Source organism: Sulfitobacter sabulilitoris, from assembly GCF_005887615.1.
GTDB classification, from domain to species: Bacteria; Pseudomonadota; Alphaproteobacteria; order Rhodobacterales; family Rhodobacteraceae; genus Sulfitobacter_E; species Sulfitobacter_E sabulilitoris.
This window is the reverse complement of sequence record NZ_VANS01000003.1, coordinates 264,232-278,795: the sequence shown is the minus strand read 5'-3', so window position 1 is coordinate 278,795 and position 14,564 is coordinate 264,232. Positions and strand designations below refer to the sequence as shown.

Annotated in this window: 10 protein-coding genes; 7 read left to right on the top strand and 3 right to left on the bottom strand. The window is 66.3% G+C overall.

Going from position 1 to position 14,564, the window contains the following annotated elements:
- Window positions 1-13: 13 nt before the first annotated feature.
- Together FDT80_RS13555 and FDT80_RS13550 are read right to left on the bottom strand one after the other, a co-directional pair.
- Window positions 14-3,118 carry an AAA family ATPase gene (locus FDT80_RS13555; protein ID WP_138662841.1) on the bottom strand — a complete coding sequence of 1,035 codons (3,105 nt, stop codon included), beginning with the start codon at window positions 3,116-3,118 and terminating at the stop codon, window positions 14-16.
- Window positions 3,119-6,100, bottom strand: coding sequence for an NAD(P)-binding protein (locus FDT80_RS13550; protein ID WP_170311868.1), 2,982 nt, complete (start codon window positions 6,098-6,100; stop codon window positions 3,119-3,121). It lies immediately after the preceding gene.
- A gap of 445 nt (window positions 6,101-6,545) precedes the next feature.
- Between FDT80_RS13550 and FDT80_RS13545 the strand changes: the two genes are divergently transcribed.
- From FDT80_RS13545 to FDT80_RS13525, 6 genes are all read left to right on the top strand, one after another.
- On the top strand, window positions 6,546-7,487 hold the full coding sequence (locus tag FDT80_RS13545; RefSeq protein WP_138662839.1) for a sulfurtransferase: 942 nt from the start codon (window positions 6,546-6,548) through the stop codon (window positions 7,485-7,487).
- 102 nt (window positions 7,488-7,589) lie between these two features.
- Window positions 7,590-8,630 (top strand): YeeE/YedE family protein, encoded by a 1,041-nt coding sequence (locus FDT80_RS13540; protein WP_246039964.1) that lies wholly within the window; start codon window positions 7,590-7,592, stop codon window positions 8,628-8,630.
- On the top strand, window positions 8,627-8,797 hold the full coding sequence (locus FDT80_RS18910; protein ID WP_170311867.1) for a hypothetical protein: 171 nt from the start codon (window positions 8,627-8,629) through the stop codon (window positions 8,795-8,797). The genes FDT80_RS13540 and FDT80_RS18910 overlap by 4 nt, the downstream gene beginning before the upstream one ends.
- Window positions 8,798-8,929: 132 nt before the next feature.
- Complete coding sequence (locus FDT80_RS13535; protein WP_138662837.1) at window positions 8,930-9,922, top strand: Bug family tripartite tricarboxylate transporter substrate binding protein; 993 nt, start codon at window positions 8,930-8,932, stop codon at window positions 9,920-9,922.
- Between the two features lie 73 nt (window positions 9,923-9,995).
- Window positions 9,996-10,427 carry a tripartite tricarboxylate transporter TctB family protein gene (locus FDT80_RS13530; protein ID WP_138662836.1) on the top strand — a complete coding sequence of 144 codons (432 nt, stop codon included), beginning with the start codon at window positions 9,996-9,998 and terminating at the stop codon, window positions 10,425-10,427.
- Between the two features lie 12 nt (window positions 10,428-10,439).
- Complete coding sequence (locus FDT80_RS13525; RefSeq protein WP_138662835.1) at window positions 10,440-11,972, top strand: tripartite tricarboxylate transporter permease; 1,533 nt, start codon at window positions 10,440-10,442, stop codon at window positions 11,970-11,972.
- A gap of 43 nt (window positions 11,973-12,015) precedes the next feature.
- On the opposite strand, the gene FDT80_RS13520 is transcribed toward FDT80_RS13525, so the two are convergent.
- Window positions 12,016-12,570: a hypothetical protein gene (locus FDT80_RS13520; RefSeq protein WP_138662834.1), complete on the bottom strand. Its 555-nt coding sequence runs from the start codon at window positions 12,568-12,570 to the stop codon at window positions 12,016-12,018.
- A gap of 269 nt (window positions 12,571-12,839) precedes the next feature.
- Here FDT80_RS13520 and FDT80_RS13515 point away from each other — a divergent pair, with 269 nt between their 5' ends.
- On the top strand, window positions 12,840-14,516 hold the full coding sequence (locus FDT80_RS13515; protein WP_138662833.1) for a thiamine pyrophosphate-dependent enzyme: 1,677 nt from the start codon (window positions 12,840-12,842) through the stop codon (window positions 14,514-14,516).
- Window positions 14,517-14,564: the final 48 nt, after the last annotated feature.

Sequence of the window (14,564 nt, the reverse complement as noted above, 5' to 3'; positions counted from 1 at the left end):
GCGGGCGGCGGCGTTAGATCGGCCTGTCAAAAGCTTGCCGCGCGCTGACAAAGGCCGGGTGATCGGTCGACCCCGAGGGGGTCAGCTGATCCAGCCTGCGGGTCAGCCACGCCTCGGCCGCCGGGCGGCCATCCGTACGGGCACGCAGCCGCGCCTGCGAGGCCGCGATCAGCGCGGACCACGCCCCCGCGCCGATTTCAGCGGCCATGCTTGCGGCCTGTGCAAGCTCCGCCGCGACCGCCTCCGTGGCGTCCGGGTCGCGCAGTAGCCTGATTTCCGCACCGATGCGCATCACCTCGGGCGCATAGATCCGGTCGCGGCCCGCGTCGATCGTGGCCCGCGCCAGCGCCAGCGCGTCGGCTGCGTCGTCGTGGCGCCCCACCTCGGCGCGGGCCTGCGCCAGAACCACCTCGTGATAGGCCCGGCCAAGTTCAAGACCGATGCCGTGCATCTGGGCCGCGGCGGCCTCCAGATCGTCGATCGCGGCCTCCGCGCCCGCGGTACGGAACCGTTCATGCGCCATCCAGATGCCGCCCGCGACGATCCAGAAGGGCTGCCCCATCTCGGCGGCCAGTTCCACGGCGCGCTGCAACTTGGGGCGATAGTCGTGATCGGCCAACGCGTAGGTATTCGGCGCTGTCGAATAGATCTGCACGTAGGGCGCAAGAACCGGCAGATCGAGAAAGGCCTCATGCTCCATCGCGGCCGTGTAGGTCGCCTGCCAGCCGGGCAGATCGCCGGCGATGAAGCGCCCGTGGGTCAGGAACAGGAGCGACATCTCGAGGCTGTCCATCGAATAGGTGACCGCATGCATGCGGTGCAGATCGGGTTGATAAAGCGCCCTGACCTGCTCGGCCGTCTTGAGCTGATCGGCCAGGCGGCCACGGTTCCATTGGTACATCGACCGCGCCGAGGCGGCCAGCACCTCGAGCGCCGGTTCCGCCCGCGCCAATTCGTCCATGCGGTGCACAAGGCTTTCGGCCCGGTCGACATCGCCGGTCACGACGTAATGCGCCCAGATGCCCCAGGCGATCTGGAATTCCGCCTCGCCGGTCTTGTCGGTGGCCAGACACAGATCGAGCGCGCGCTCGTAGGCCTCTGCCACGGCGGCGTCCGAAAATCCGCGGTGCTGCACCAGTGCCAGGCCCAGTGAAAACTTCACCATGATCTCCAGCTCGTTGCGCAGGTCCGACCCCGCCGCCAGCGTGTCCAGCCCGGTTTCGGCCCATTTCAGCAGGCGCACGGCCTCGGCGATCTCGCCGCGCATCAACGCCGATTGCGCGGCGGTCACGAGCTTCGGGATCGCCTCGGCCGGCTGGCCCGCCCCCATCAGGTGCGTGGCCTCGGTCACCGGATCGGAGGCGAGCCGCTCCGGCGCGGCGTTTCGATAGGCCGTCAGGGCGCGCTGATGCAGCTTTGTGACCTGCGATTTCAGCAATGTCTCGATCACCGCATCGCGAATGAGCGCGTGATCGAAGACAACGGTCCCATCGCCGCCGGGCGAGAAAAGACCGCGTGAAATCAGCTTGGCCACCTGTTCGGAGACCCGCTCCGCCGTCAGCCCCAGCATCGAGGCCAGAACGTCGAGGCGGACCTCGGCCCCCAGGACGGCGGCGGATTCCACCAGATCGCTGGCATCGCCCAGATGATCGAAACGTTCGATCAGGGCTTCGATCATGGTCAGCGGGATCGCGTCGGCAGGGGCGCTGTCGGGGCGCTCCACGACCGCGCGCGTGATGTGTTCGAGATAGAGCGGCACACCGCCCGCCCGCTCGACGATGGTGGCGCGCAGCTCGTCGCTGATCGTGTTGGCGCTGTCGATGGTCGCGACGATGCCCATCGCGTCCGCGTCCGTGATCGGGCCCAGTTCGATGCGGGTCGTGTCGGGGTAGTCGATGCGCGCCCCTTCGGGCCGGCGGGTCGAAAGCAGCATCAGATTTCGGTGGCTCGAACGGTCGGGCAGTTCCGCCAGAAGCTGCGCGCTTTCCGCGTCCAGCCAATGCGCATCCTCGACCAGCAGAATCGACGGGCCCTCGGGCAGGACCTTGTCCAGCATCCCGCGCAGGGCTTGTTTGATCGTCTCGTTGCGCACCAGCGGCGGCATCGGGCTCGGGTCGAGATCGCACAGCAATGACAGGCCCGCCGCCGCCTCGGGACGCGCCCAGTCGGTCAGCCGCTGCTTTTGCGCATCCTTGGGCGCGGCCCGGTTCAGCCCGGCCAGCGTCATCACGAAGGGGCGAAAGCTGGCATAGCTCTGGTCGCGGCGGTGTTGTTCGCACCGCAGGACAAAGACGTTGTTTTCGCTGCCTGTCGCCTCGAGAAAGCTTTGGGCCAGCGCGGTTTTGCCAAAGCCGCCGGGGGCGACGATCTCGACGACTGTCACGCCATGCTCAAGGGTGTGCCGCCAGGCTGCGTCCAGTTGCGCGCGCATCATCGTGCGCCCGACAAAGACGGCATTGGGCGCATCCTCGTCCGCTTCCGCGGCGCGCCAGATCTCGATCGGGGCATCAAAGCCGCGCACGCTGCGGGCCCCCAGCGGGAACAATTCGAAACGGGACGGATCAAGCCGCTGGCCGGTCTCGGCAGAGACGATGACCTCGCCCGTTCCTGCCTCGGCCTGAAGCCGCGCGGCAAGGTTCACGGTGCCGCCGATGGCCATCGTTTCGGCCGCGGGCGACCCCGCGTTGGCCTCTCCGACCACCATCCAACCGGTGGCCACACCTGCATTGGCCGACAGTTCGCGCCCGCCAGGAAGTGTCAGGGCCTGGGTCCGCGCGATGATTTCCTGACCGGCGCGTACCGCGGCGGCGGCGCTGTTCTTCATCGCCTCCGGGTAGCCGAAATAGGCCAGCATCCCGTCGCCCATGTACTTGGCCACGTAACCGCCGAATTCCGCGGTCACGTCGTTGCATATGGTCTGGTAGCGGGTGACGATGTCGAACATGACCTCGTCACCCAGCGTGGACGTCAGGTTGGTCGAGGCGACCAGATCGCAAAACAGGACCGACATGAACCGCGAATGCACGGCGCTGCGTTCGACGACCCGGGCACCGCAACTGCTGCAGAACCGCGCCGTGTCTGGCAGCGTTTCGCCACATCCCGAACAGTCGATCGTCATCTAGGTGGCCTTTTCTCTGAGAACCTGGCGCAGGTGATAAGACTGCAACGGGTTATTGATCGTCGCATCGCTGGTCAGGAACACGGCCCCGAAGGGCGAGGCGGCAATGCTGGGCGGCTTGATGGTGCCGCGCGGCAGTCCCAGGTGATCCGACGAGATGCGGATTTGCATGTCCAATGGCTCAAGCAGCGATTGACCCAGCGAAAAATCGTAAACCGAATACTGCCACTGACCGACGCGGTTTCGCGTCACCATTGCCATTTCATAACCCGGCCGCGCCTGATTGAACATCTCGAATTTATAGGCGGCGTCCTGCGGCCCCGTGCGGTCGAACGAACACGAGATGATCTCTTCGTCGGTTTTCGGGTCGCGGATGACGTAGGTGTCCATATCCACCGTCATCGCGGCGCGCACCTTGGGAAACCCATAGCCATAGATGCCCAGCAGGATGGGCGGCAAGCTGTCGAGGTAGAGCCTGGTCGGCACGATCAGCGGCGGCAGATCCTGCAACGCGGGATCAGTGTGTTGGACCCAGGGCACCGCACAGATGAATTCGCTGTAATTCATCCCGAAAGGCAGTTGATTGGGCCGCACATCGCGCTGGCGCGCGAACAGCAGGATCACCGGGTGTTCCTGCGGCCCGGTCAGCGTTTGCGGCGCGAGTTGCAGCCCCTTGGGCAGCATCGCGGCGACGGTCTGGCGCGCGAAGGGCACCATGACGGTGGCCCCGGTGGTTTGCGCCATGCCGTAGACCGAACTCCACGGCCAGGCCGAATTCTGGGGACGGATGGTTTTCAGCACCGGCGCCATCGGAACGTCCGGAGCGCTGCCATGATGACCATGGCCCGGCACCGGGTTGGCCACTTCGCCGATGATGTCGACCGGCGACCGGGTCAACCCGGCTGCCGCGCGCAGACCCGACATGGCGGCCGCTTCGACGCAGCCCGCATTGATGCCGGTATAGGTCCAGTCGCCCGCAAGCCACAGGTTGTCAAAGCCGGAGCGGTCCGCACGCAGGCGCGCATCGGTCGATCCCGGAACCGACAGGACATAGCGCTCGGTCGGTTCGAAATTGGCGCGGAAATACTGCGTGTCCCACATCTTGCCCGATGCGGGGGTCTGCAGGCTGATCAACTTGCTTTCATCAAAGCCCGAGCCGTCCTGCTTGAAGACATTGGGCCAAAGTTCGGGCCCGTGGTCGTTCATCCACTTGAGGGCATTCTCGCGCACATCCGCATCGGCGCGGGCGGGGAACCCGGTGTCGGTGAAGGGCGGCAGGGGATCGACATCCGGCAGGGGGCCGCAGAAATACGCGATGCTGCCGGGCTTGTCGGTGGCCGGCCATTCCTCGGCCGCGTCCAAGTGGGTCATGTCGGCCCAGGTATTCATCGCGTCGGCATAGGCCGTCAGGATCCGGTCGCCATGATCCCAGCCAAGTTCTTCCGAGGTGGGTTTGAGCCATAGCTGCATGGCTTGCGTCGCGACGGTTTCCACCCGCTCGACCATCTTGCGCCATGCCGGATCGGCCGCGATCAGATCACCCGCCACATGCGGCAGCGCCCCGAGGCTGATCCCCAAGACGACCTCGTCGAAATCGGTGCCGCGCTTGAGGGTATGGGTCGCCACCGGGGCCCAATCGCTCCACGAGCTTTCAAGCCGCACCTTCTGCGACTTGAGCGCGTCGCCTTCCTCCAACTGGTCATAAAGCGGCTCGCTGGGCCAGCAGTCGTAATTCGCCGCCCGCACGAAAGGGTCGTAGTCCGCGTTCTTCAACGTGGCCTGCTGGTCCACGACGATCTCGTCGATCAGCCTGCCGGCGCCGTCAAGCTTGAGATCGCGCACCTTGTGGAAGAACTTGAACTTCACGCCCCGGTTCCTGAGCGCCTTGTAATAGGGCGTGAAGATCGTGTCGCCCATGCCGGCGCGCATCTTGAAAAAGATCGAGCCCTTGTAGGTGAAAAACAGCCGCAGCGATCCGTGCAGGAAAGTGCCCGCGCCGATGCCACGATGCGCCGGATCCGTGATGCCGTTGCGAAAGCCAAAGGCATAGTCGTAGACCGCGCGCACCAGCGGGCTGTTGACGGTTTCGGGCCGCGCGCCGTGCATCGTCAGCCATTCCGAGATTTCACGGTCGTCGATGCCGTCAAACCCGTAGAGCGCCACCTCGTCGGTGATCATCCCACGCATCGCCGTCACCCCGAGGTCGAGCACCAGCTGCATCCGCTCCTTGTCGGCCGAAAGCGCCTCTCCGCCACCGACGGCCTTGGCGCGCGCGGTTTTCACGTCGGTGTGCAGCGCGCGGGTCATCGTGCGCAGGGCCTCCAGATCCTTGCCGGAATGCTTGTGCGGCTGGCGCGGCAACTGATGGGCCAGATGGTGCAGAAGCTCGGGCACCTTGGCGGCGGGATGCTCGGGATCGACGTTGGTCTGGGCCGCCACATGGGTGGCCACATGCTTGGGCAGGACCGCCGTGGGATGACGCGACTGCGACAGGGTGCCGGGGCCCTTGGCCAGGAGATCCCGGATATACCTGGACAATTCCAGGAAATAGTCCCACGCGCTCAGCGCCACGCCGTCGCTGCCGGGCGTGGCGGGGTTCGTTTCCACGTCCAGCGGCCAGAACGACCAGCCGCCCTGCTCGTCCTCGCCCAGCACGATGTTGTTGTGCGCGATGAACGCCTCCTCGAAGCTGTGATACACCGCCTCCTCGTTGGCGTCCTTCAACTCGGCCAGGCAGTCCTTCATCTGCTTGATGGCGTTGTCGTAGAATCCCGACCAGACATGCAGGCCGTGTTCCTCGATGCGCGCGCCGTCGTCCATCCTGCGCCCGCTTGCGCCCTTGCCGCCCAGCCGCCACCCCATCTGATAGACCGTCACGTCATACGCCGCGCGGCGTTCCGGTGTGGACGTCAATTCGAATGCAGCGGTCATCGCACCGACGCCACCTCCGAGGATCGCAATCTTCTTGGGTTGTCCGCTCACGGTGATCTCCCGCATAATATCGAGGGTTGGAGGGCCCAACGCGCAATCACTAAGTGCTTAAATACAGACGACTTTGAATATTTGTATGCCGTTGGTCCCCCACCAAAAGGCTCGACCAGATTAACGCAAAGTCACCCTATCGCAACTTTTTTATCACAAGCGCCGAAAACGAAACGACAAAAACCGTCTGACACGCGGATTTCACGCGCGCGCCAGGAGGCGAAACACGCCCGAACAGCGTTCCGTGCGGGCGGGGCGCGGCAGAACGTTGTTCCATGTTTCGGTCGCAGGGGCGAACACCCGGTTCCGATTGCGCGATTGCCGATGATTTCGCGGCGCTGGCCCCTAGATCAGGCTCAGACCGCAGCGCGGGATACCCCCTTGAACCCCCGGCCCGATCGGGTCAGGACGCTGCTCGACATCAACCTAGCGAAAGGTTCTGAACATGAAACACGTCTCCCTGATCGCCGCCTGCGCCACGATGGTCGCGCTGGCCGCTCCTGCCGCGGCCGATGGTCATGCGCCTTTTGGCCCGCTGATCACGCCTGACGCGCTGTCCGGGCAGTTCGACGGCACCGCGCCGCTGGTGCTGGACATCCGCGGCGACGCTTACAAGGATGGCCATATTCCCGGTGCCGTCTCCGCCCCCTACGGCCTGTTTCGCGGACCGCAGGACAACCCCGGTCAACTGCCCTCCGAAGACAAGCTGACCGAGGTGCTGCGCAGTCTTGGCGTGACCACCGACCGCCCGACGGTCATCGTGCACCAAGGCAGCAACGAGACTGACTTCGGCGCCGCCGCGCGCGTCTACTGGACGCTGAAATCCAGCGGCGTCAGCCAGCTTGCCATTCTGAACGGCGGCATGAACGGCTGGACGCAGGCCAAGCTGGCCACCACCGTTGACGCGCCCGCCCCCACGCCCAGCACCATCACCGTCAGCTTTTCAGACCAATGGCTTGCCACGACCGACGACGTTCTGGCCATCGTGAACGGCGACCGCGAGGCCAAGCTTGTCGATGCCCGCCCGGAATCCTTCTGGTCGGGCAATCAGGCGCATCCGGCGGCCGCCCGCCCCGGAACGCTGCCGCAATCGCAGTATTTCACCCACTCGAACTGGTTCTCGGACGACCCCACGCTGATCGACGCCTCTGCTGCCGCGTCGCTTGCGCGTGACAACGGGTTCCAGGATGGCGATCGTCTGGTATCGTTCTGCAACACCGGGCATTGGGCGGCGACCAACTGGTTCGCGCTGAGCGAACTGGCCGGCATCGACGACGTGAAGCTGTTTCCGGAATCGATGGTCGGCTGGTCGAATGCGGGTCACGAGATGGCCAATGTTCCCGGCCCGCTGCGCAACCTGTGGAATCAGGTCAAGAGCATCTTTTGAGGACCGCGTGACGCAATGACTCCGACGACCGACACCGCACCCGTCCAAAGATCCGCCGTTCTCGAACGCGGAGCACTGATCGCCGTCGGCCTTGCGGTCGTGATGGCGGTGGCACTGGCGGCGGGTGCGCGGTTCGGCGCGTTGCTTCTGGTGGGTCTGGGCTTTGGCATCACGCTCGAGGGGCTGCGGTTCGGCTTTGCCGGGCCGTGGCGCGCAATGATCGTGCGGCGCGAGCCCGCGGGCCTGCTGGCGCAGCTTGTGTCCATCGGCCTTGTGGCGGTTGTGGCCTTTCCGTTGCTGGCGGCCAACACGAGCGAACTGACCGGCGCCCATGCCCCCGTCGGCGTGGCGATGATCGGCGGCGCCTTTGTCTTTGGCATCTGCATGCAGCTTGTTCTGGGCTGCGGGTCGGGCACGCTGATCAACGCGGGCTCGGGCAATCCGGTGGGGGCCGTGGCCTTGCCGTTTTTCGCCATCGGCAGCTTTGCCGGGGCCTATCACATCGACTGGTGGATCGGCCTTGGCACCGCGCCGGTGGTGGCCTTTTCGGGCACATCGGGGCTTGCCATCACGTTGCTGGGGCTGGCAGCCGTCGCGGGCATGGCGATCTGGCTCGCGGCGCCCGGCGCGGCGCGTATCCCGCGCCGGCTGTGGCTTGCCGCGATCTTCGTCGCGCTCTTCGCGGTCGGAAACCTCGTGATCTCGGGGCAGCCCTGGGGCGTGGTCTATGGTCTCGGGCTCTGGGCCGCCAAAGGCGCGCAGGCGTTGGGGGCGGATCTGTCGGCGTCGGCTTTCTGGGCCGCGCCGACCAATGTCGAACGCCTCGGCCAAAGCATCCTGACCGACGTGACCTCGCTGACCAACCTCGGCCTCATCGGCGGTGCGCTGCTGGTCAGCCTGTGGCGCGGCGGCCTGTCCGCCGGCCTGCCCCGCTTGCCTGCCCTGGCCTGGGGCGTGACGATCGTCGCGGGATTCCTGCTTGGCTATTCGTCGCGGCTGGCCTTTGGCTGCAACGTCGGCGCATTCTTCAGCGGGGTGTCCACCGGCAGTCTGCACGGCTGGGTCTGGTTCGTCGCGGCGTTTGCGGGGTCGTATTGGGGCGTGCGGATGCGCCCCGCCCTTGGGCTGGAGGCGCGCGCATGACCCGCAAGCCCGTCGCGCTGATGGTGTTTCTCTTCGTGCTGGCCCTGGTCTTCGCGGATCTCTCGGTCAGCGCGGCCCTCAATCCCTACAAGGCCCCACCCGCCCTGGCGCTGGGGTCAGGCCAGGCCGCCGGGGGCGCGCATTGCGCCGCCGTGCCGCCGCTCTGAGCGGCACGCGTTTTCTCGCGATCTCCCACACAGATTTGGTGACAGGTCGGCCAGAGCCGCGTAGCCTGTAGGTTCGGGACCGTGACGGACGGATTGGTCTGCGCGCGGCATTCACCACCGGGAGGATATTTCATGACACTGACTTTAACCCGCCGCGCCCTTGCCGTCGCCGCGATCGTGACCTGCGGCGCGTTCAGCGCGCAGGCGCAGGGCTTTACGCCCGAAAACCCCGAATGCATCGCACCCGCCAACCCCGGCGGCGGATGGGACTTCACCTGTCGCCAGGTCGGCAAATCGCTCCAGGATCAGGGGCTCATTCCGTCCACCATGCAGGTCGTGAACCTTGCGGGCGGCGGCGGCGGTGTGGCCTTTGCCGAAGTCGTCAACAAGCGCAACGACGAAAACGATCTGATCGTGGCGGCGTCTTCGGCCACGGCCACCCGGCTGGCGCAGGGCGCCTATCCCGGCAACACGATGGACCAGGTCCGCTGGCTGGCGTCCGTGGGGGCGGATTACGGCGTGATCGCCGTCGCCGCCGACAGCGAGATTTCGACGCTGCCCGAACTGCTGGAGAAGATCAAGATCGACCCCACTTCGATCTCGGTCGCGGGCGGGTCGGCGGTGGGCGGTTGGGATCACCTCAAGGTGCTCATCGCGACCAACGCCTATGGCATCGATGACGTGCGCGTCGTCAAATACATCGCCTTCGACGGCGGAGGCGAGGCCGTGACCCAGCTTTTGGCCGGATCGGTGCAGGCCTTTACGGGCGACCTGTCCGAAGCCAAGGGGTTCATGGACAGCGGCGACGTCAAGGTGCTCGCGGTGCTGGCGCCAGAACGGTTGGGCGGTCAATTCGCCGATATCCCTACGGCGACGGAACAGGGCGTGGACGCGATCGGCGCGAACTGGCGCGGGTTCTATGCGCCCGGCGGCATGTCAGACGCCGCCTACGACTATTGGGTGGACAGGATCGGAACGCTTTACGCCTCGGACGACTGGAAGGCGATCATGGAGGCGAACGGCCTGGCGCCGCTGAGCCTGCAGGGGGCCGAATTCGAAGCCTTCGTGGCCGACTCCGTCGCCCAGATCGAAGCAATCTCGCGCCAGATCGGCATCATCCAGTAGACCCCGGTCGCACGCCCTGTGCCCTGCGGCACCAGGGCACCGGGCGTGCGCACCCCGTCAAAAGGACACAGGCATGAGCGACAGGATTTTCGGTCTCGTCGGGCTTTGCGTCGCGGCGATCTTTGCCTGGCGCGCGACGTTGATCCAGGAAAGCTTTCTCAGCGATGCGGTCGGGCCAAAGGCGTTTCCGCTGATCATCGCGGTGGTTCTGGCGCTGTCCTCGCTGTATTTCGTGGTCCGCCCCGACCCCGATCCGCGCTGGCCCCCGGTCGGGCGGCTGGCCGAGATCGGGATGGCCGTGGCGGTGTTATGTGTCTATGCGGTGGCCCTTCCCGAACTGGGGTTCGTCATCGCCACCGCCTTGGCCGCGACCTACCTGACGTGGCGGCTTGGCACCGCGCCGCTGTGGTCGGTGGTCGTGGGCGTTCTGACCTCCGGCGGTATCTACACCGTGTTTCACCTGATCCTCGGCCTGTCGCTGGCCCGGGGCCCCCTGGGATTTTAGGAGCCACCCGACATGGATACGCTTTCGGCATTGGGCGACGGATTTTTCATCGCGCTGACCTGGCAGAACCTGCTGCTGGCGGTATTGGGCTGTTTTCTGGGCACGGTCATGGGCGCCCTGCCCGGTCTTGGGCCGTCCAACGGGGTGGCGATCCTGATCCCGCTGGCCTTTACGCTGGGGCTGGGGGCGACGCCCGCGCTGATCCTGCTGACGTCGGTCTATTACGGCGCGATGTATGGCGGCAGGATCAGCTCGATCCTGCTCAACATTCCGGGCGACGAACCCGCGATGATGACCTGCCTCGATGGCTACCCGATGGCGCAGCAGGGACGCGCGGGCGAGGCGCTGGCGCTGTCGGGCGTCGCGTCCTTCTTCGGCGCGTTCTTCGCGACATGGGGGCTGGTCCTTCTGGCGCCGCAACTGGTCAAGGTGGCGCTGCTCTTTGGCCCGGCGGAATATTTCGCCCTGTTCACGCTGGCCTTTGCCACCCTTGGCGGGGTGTCATCGACCAACCAGGCGAAGTCGGCCTTTGCCGCGGCGCTGGGTCTGGGGCTGGCCATGGTGGGCGTGGACACGCAGACCGGTGTGCCGCGCTTCACCTTCGGCGAGGTGCACCTGTATGACGGAATCGATTTCCTGGTGGCGATCGTCGGGCTGTTCGCCCTGTCGGAGGTGTTCATCTTTCTTGAGCACCGCAGCACCGATGCCGACGCGGCCCCGCCAAAGGTCAAGATCGGCCGCATCACGCCCAGCCTCGGCCTGATCCGGTCCTGCTTGCCGACGATGATCCGGTCCACCGGACTTGGGTTCCTGGCAGGCGTGCTGCCGGGTGCGGGCGCCTCGCTTGGCTCCTTCATCTCCTATTCGGTGGAAAAGCGCCTGGTCGACAAGGCGGGCACCTTTGGCACCGGCGACCCGCGCGGGGTGGCCGCACCCGAGGCGGGCAACAATGCCGCCGCGGGCGGTGCGCTGGTGCCGATGCTGGCGCTGGGGGTGCCGGGGTCGGGCACCACGGCGGTGCTGCTCGCGGTGCTTTTGTCGCTCAACATCACGCCGGGGCCGCTGCTGTTCACGCAAAACCCCGATGTCGTCTGGGGGCTGATCGCGGCCCTGTTCATCGCCAACGTGATGCTGCTGGCGATGAACATACCGATGGTGGGGCTTTTTACCCGCGTATTGCTGGTGCCGCCCCGCATTCTGATGCCGGTGGTGGCGATGGTGTCCTTCGTCGGTATCTACGGCATTTCGGGCTCCAGCTTCGATCTGCTGGTCATGATCGGATTCGGGGTTCTGGGCTGGGTGCTGCGCAAGCTCGATGTGCCGCTGGTGCCGGTCATCCTTGGCACGCTGCTGGGCAACGCGATGGAATCCAACCTGCGTCGCGCCATCACCATCGACAACGGCAACTGGGGCACGCTCATCGATTCGCCCCTGTCGATCGCGCTCTGGACGATTGCGGCCATCGGGTTCGTCCTGCCGATCGTTGTCGGCAAGGCGATGAAGCGGCGGATGCGCATGGACGCGGAAGGCGCGCTGCGCGACTGATCCGGCTCAGGCCCGCGCGCGCGCGGGAGGGGGCGGGCCAGGATCAGTGGCCCGGACGCCCCGACGCCAACGCAAGATGATGCGCGCGGTGGTGATCGCCCAGGGCCATCAGCCCGAAAAAGCCCAACGCACGGATCTGGCGCGCGTCGCCCGTGACGCGCCAGACAATCGCGTCGCCCTGCGCCGCGACCTGCGACAGCCACCCGGTTTCAGCGGCCAGAACAGGGGCATGGGCGGGCACCATGCGCCCGGCGGCCGCGCCCCCGGCCCCGAGGGACGAGATCCGCATTTCCAGCCCGCCGACGATGCCGGCCTGCGTGACCTCGGCCGCCGTCACCAGCATATCCATATCGACCAGATGATCGCGTAGCGCCCCGATATCGACGCGGTCCCACTGCGTGTCGGGGTCGCGGCGCAGCTCCGCGATCACCTCGGCCAGCGCGGCGAACGCGCCCTGTCCCGGCTCGCTCAGACCGGTCCCGGGGGCCTGCGCCACATGCGCATGGGCTCCGTGGCCGGAGCTTTGTGCCCGCGACGGGTCGGGGCCCAAGATCAACACGGCGCAGGTCGCGAGACTGGTCAGGAAAAATCTTTTCATCGTTGTCTCCTTTTTGGCGGACACTAGGCGACAAATTGCGCCGCACATATGATTGCGGTCATATCGGCGCATTTCGCCGCGCGGGCGGCGCCCGCACCACCGGACAGGCATCCCTTGCCATCCGCACGCGTTTCGTGGTGTCTCACACCCAGACCCGACAGCACATCCACCCACAGTCAGGAGATACACCACATGACACCGACGCATGTCACGCCAGCGGCCAGCGGCTTTGCCCTGGCACAAGGACGCATCATCACCGGGGCGCGGACATGATGCGCAATGGGGGGCAACTCATTGTCGACTGTCTCGTGGCGCTCGGGGCCCGGAAAAGCTTTGGCGTGCCGGGCGAGAGCTATCTCGCGGTTCTGGATGCCCTGCACGACACCCGAGGAACGCTTGATTTCGTACTTTGCCGCAACGAGGGCGGGGCGTCTTTCATGGCCACCGCCTACGGCAAGCTGACGGGCACGCCCGGCATCTGCATGGTGACGCGCGGGCCGGGTGTCACCAATGCCTCCATCGGGGTGCACACCGCGATGCAGGACAGCACGCCGATGATCCTGTTCGTGGGACAGGTCGGCACCGATATGAAGGGCCGAGAGGCGTTTCAGGAAATCGACTATCGCGCCGTGTTCGGCACGATGGCGAAATGGGCGGTCGAGATCGACGACGTGGACCGGATTCCCGAAATCATGGCGCGGGCGTGGAAAACCGCCACGACCGGGCGGCCCGGCCCGGTGGTCGTCGCCCTGCCCGAGGACGTGCTGACCAGCCGGACCGACGCCGCGCCGCTGCGCGGTCCGGCGGAGATCGCGGAGCCCGCCCCGGCCCCCGCCGCGCTGGACAAGATGCGCGCCGTCCTCGCACAGGCCCAGCGCCCCGTGATCCTCTATGGCGGCTGCAACTGGACGCAGGCGGGCAGCCTGGCGTTGCAGCAGTTCGCCGAAGGCTCGGACATTCCCGTTGTGTCGGTGTTCCGCTATCAGGACCAGTTCGACAACACCTCGCCCACCTTCTGCGGCGAGGCCGGGGTCGGCATGGTGGCATCGGTCAGGACGCTGCTGGCGGATGCGGATGTGATCCTTGCCGTCAACAACCGCTTTGGCGAAAACTCGACCGAAGGCTACACGCTGCTGGACGTACCGCTGCCCAAACAGCGGCTGATCCACGTGCATGGCTCGGATCTGGAGCTGGGCAAGGTGTACCAGCCCGAACTGGGGATCCAGGCCGGGCCCAACGCCTTTGCCGCCGCCCTTGCCGAGATGGCGCCGGTCACGGGCGGCTGGTCGGGCTGGCGGGCGGATGCGCGCGCGGCCTACGAGGCCGGGTTCGACCTGCCGGATCTGACTTCGCCGGTGGACATGGGCAAGGTCACCGCCCATCTGCGCGCGGTGCTGCCCGAGGACGTGATCGTGACGAATGGCGCCGGCAATTTCACCGTCTGGCCCAACAAGTTCTTTTCCTACGGGTCCAAGGCGCGGCTGCTCGCCCCGCAGTCGGGGGCGATGGGCTATGGCGTGCCGGCCGCGATCGCGGCCAAGGTCGCCTGCCCGGACCGAACGGTGGTGTGTTTCGCGGGCGACGGTGATTTCCAGATGACCTGCCAGGAACTCGCCACCGCGCGGCAGGCCGGTGCGCAGCCGATCATACTGGTGCTCAACAACGGAATCTATGGCACGATCCGTGCGCATCAGGAACGGCATTACCCGGCGCGCGTGTCCGGCACCACGATGGTGAACCCGGACTTCGTGGCCCTGGCCAAGGCCTACGGCTTCCACGCCGAGCGCGTCGGCGCGACCGAGGATTTTGCCGCCGCGTTCGACCGCGCGCTGGCCTCGGACAGCGGTGCGCTGCTCGACCTCGACATATCGCCCGAAGTGCTGACCCCGCGGGTCACCCTGACCCAGATGCGCGAAGCGGCGTTGAGCGCGCAGAGCACGAATTAGTCCGGGCCAGGCCCGGCCCGGCAGCGGCGCGGTAGAAATCACACGCGG